Below are 2,851 nucleotides of genomic sequence, written 5' to 3' on the forward strand. Positions count from 1 at the left end.
CGGCTGGGGGCCGTGGTCGACGAAGGGGTCGCCCGGCTCGCCGCGGGGGCGCTGCTGGAGGAGCGGGACGAGGTGCGCTGGGACGGTGGGGACGTCGTGGCGCGGCGGGTGGAGCGGCTGGGGGCCGTGGAGCTGGCGGTGCGGCCGCTGAAGGACGCCGATCCCGGGCTCGTACGCGGTGCGCTGCTGGACGGGCTGCGGCGAGAGGGGGTCGAGGTGCTGCGGTGGTCGCCGGAGGCCGGGGCTCTGCGGCAGCGGCTCGCGTTTTTGCGGCTGCACCTCGGTGAACCGTGGCCCGACGTCTCCGACGACGCGCTGCACGCGCGCGTGGACGAGTGGCTGGAGCCGGAGCTGAGCCGGGCCCGGCGGCGGGCCGATCTGGCGCGGATCGACGCCGGGGAGGCGCTCGCGCGGCTGCTGCCCTGGGCCTCCGGGGAGGCCGGGCGGCTCGACGAGCTCGCCCCGGAGCGGATCACCGTGCCGAGCGGGTCGAGGATCCGCGTCGACTACTCCCGGCCCGAGCAGCCTGTGCTGGCGGTGAAGTTGCAGGAGATGTTCGGGCTCCAGGAGTCGCCGCGGGTCGCGGGGGTGCCGCTGCTCGTCCATCTGCTGTCCCCGGCCGGGCGGCCGGCCGCCGTCACCGCCGACCTCGCCTCGTTCTGGAAGGACGGCTACAAGGGCGTACGGGCGGAGCTGCGCGGGCGGTATCCGAAGCATCCGTGGCCCGAGGACCCGGCCGGGGCCGAGCCGACCCGGCACACCAGCGCCCGGCTCAGGCGCTGACCACCGCCCGGCTCAGGCGCTGACCGGTGACGGTTCCTCGGCCTCCGTGGGAGCCGGGCCGGACGGGCGCCGGCTGCGGGCCTCCAGGTACAGGGCGAGGGCCAGCAGGAGGACGCCGAGAGCCAGGGAGCCCCACGGCAGGTAGGACGTCATCAGCAGGATGAACAGGCGCTGGGACTTCACCAGGTCGACCGTGTGCGTGGTGTAGTCCTCGCGCATCTTCACGTGCCCGGCGAACGCGGTCACCTTGTCGCGGTCGCCGAGGAGGGTGCCGCCGCGCAGTTCCTCCTTGTGGAGTTCCTCGCCGTAGACGGGGGCGCCGGTGAGGGGTTCGACCCAGAACTTGCGGACCGTGGTGTACCAGCGGGTGGTGCCGGTCTCGGTGACCGACTCGGGGGTGAGGCCCTCCACGGGCAGCGTCTTCGGGATCCTCACCTTGGTCCAGGGGATGGTCTGCTCGAAGTAGTAGACCTCCAGGCCGCGGAAGTCCTGTGTGCCCTTGTAGTGGATGGGGGCGGTGACGCGGGCCTGGGCGTCGAAGTACTCGTAGTCCCGTTTCTCCGTGAGGAACGGCCATTTGAACTCGATGCCCTCGCGGCGCACCGGGTCGCCGTCGACCATCTCGCCGGTGGCGTGGACGGGTTCCTGGGTGTGGGCGTCGAAGATGTAGCGCTCGGGGATCTTCGACACCATCTCGCCGTCGGGGCCGACGACGTAGGACAGGCCGTCCCAGACGACCACGTCCCGGCCCGCCGACTCCTCGATCCGCTCGGAGGCCTCGACGTTGCCCTTGAGGGTCTGCACGATCGTGACCTTGGGGACCGTGCGGGCCCGCATCGTGCCGTAGTCGAGGAGGGTGGCGTTCTCCGCCTCCAGGACCATGTCCTGGTACTGGTGCGCGGGGACCTTGGCGAGGCGCGGGAAGGCGTACCAGCGCAGCAGCGGGGACAGGGCCGCGAAGAACACGGCGAGGGCGAGCAGGACCAGGCCGGACTTGCGGCGCATCTCGGCCTCCCTCCCGGGCGGGCGGTCAGGGGTGTGCGGGCACCGTCGTCAGCAGCGGCTTCGGGGACGTCCCGCCCGAGGGGGTGCCGAGGGCGGTCAGCGTCAGGACCACGGCGAACGCGACGGCGAGACCGGTGGCGGCGGCGACGAGGGCGCGCATACGGGGCCTCCCCACGGGAGCTGATACACCGTCAGGTATCTCGGCACCGTAGCAACGCGCGGCGGAGATGAGAACACGTTGCACGCACAACGACGCGCCCCTCGTGAAAAAACGACGCCCCTCTTGAAAGAGGGGCGTCGTCCGTCGTACCTGAGAGCTACGCGCTCGGGGAGGCCGAGGGGCTCGGCGAGGACGTCTCGGCGGCCGCCACGGTCAGTTCGACGGTGAGGGTCGCTCCGCCCTCGGTGTTGATGCGGAGCAGGAACGTGCCGGTGGTGTCGTCCGCGTACAGCTTCGGCAGCTTCAGCAGGCCCTTCGCGTCCGTCTTCAGGCCCGTCAGCGTGCGGACGGCCTTGCCGTCGGCGCTCTTGAAGAAGGGGCCCTTGTCGTTGGCGGTCGGGTCGTCCGCCGACTTGATCAGTGTGGCGGTGGCCGCGACACCGTCCGCGACGGCGCCCTTGTACGTGGCCTTCACCTCGACCTGGTTCGCGAACTCGCCGCCCGGGGTGCAGGTCAGCGCGGCGTCACCGGTGCGAGCGAGGGCGTCGGCGGCGCGCTCGGTGACGGTGGCCGTGTAGTCGAGGCCCGCGACCATACGGCCCACGACGGTGGCCCGGACGGTGACGTCGCCCGTCTTCTCCCCCGCCTGAAGCGCGGGTGCGACGGCCACCCCGGAGCTGTTGGTGGCGACCGTGGCCACGCTCTCGCCGCCCGTGAACGTGGTGTCCGTGTCGCCCATGATGGTGAAGCGGATCCTGACCTTGCCGACGGCCTTGCCGGCCTTCGTCTCGGCGCGCGTGCTGATCCGCTTGGTGAACGTGTCGCCCGCCATCGCGGTGAGCTTCGCGGTCCCGGCGTCCTCCAGGTGGTGCACCGTGTCGGTGGGCGTGGGAGGCGTCGAGG

3 protein-coding genes and 1 pseudogene are annotated in these 2,851 nt (G+C 72.0%); 1 reads left to right on the forward strand and 3 read right to left on the reverse strand.

Going from position 1 to position 2,851, the window contains the following annotated elements; genetic code table 11:
- Positions 1-783 (forward strand): ATP-dependent helicase C-terminal domain-containing protein (locus CA983_RS42330; protein ID WP_279628515.1); only part of this gene is annotated, 783 nt, incomplete at its 5' end.
- Between the two features lie 12 nt (positions 784-795).
- Here CA983_RS42330 and pgfA read toward each other — a convergent pair.
- From pgfA to CA983_RS42340, 3 genes and pseudogenes are all read right to left on the reverse strand, one after another.
- Positions 796-1,788 (reverse strand): cell envelope lipid trafficking protein PgfA, encoded by a 993-nt coding sequence (pgfA, locus tag CA983_RS42335; RefSeq protein ID WP_086605946.1) that lies wholly within the window; start codon positions 1,786-1,788, stop codon positions 796-798.
- Positions 1,789-1,813: 25 nt separating this feature from the next.
- A complete protein-coding gene (locus CA983_RS45575; RefSeq protein WP_106975450.1) occupies positions 1,814-1,948 on the reverse strand; it encodes an SPW_0924 family protein in 135 nt (44 codons plus the stop codon).
- Between the two features lie 157 nt (positions 1,949-2,105).
- A pseudogene (locus tag CA983_RS42340) lies at positions 2,106-2,851 on the reverse strand (lytic transglycosylase); the annotation flags it as partial.

It is taken from the genome of Streptomyces swartbergensis (assembly GCF_002148965.1).
GTDB lineage: Bacteria > Actinomycetota > Actinomycetes > Streptomycetales > Streptomycetaceae > Streptomyces > Streptomyces swartbergensis.

Coding starts and splice junctions, on each gene's coding strand:
- pgfA (WP_086605946.1), bottom strand. CDS start 1,788: ATGCGCCGCAAGTCCGGCCTGGTCCTGCTCGCCCTCGCCGTGTTCTTC.
- CA983_RS45575 (WP_106975450.1), bottom strand. CDS start 1,948: ATGCGCGCCCTCGTCGCCGCCGCCACCGGTCTCGCCGTCGCGTTCGCC.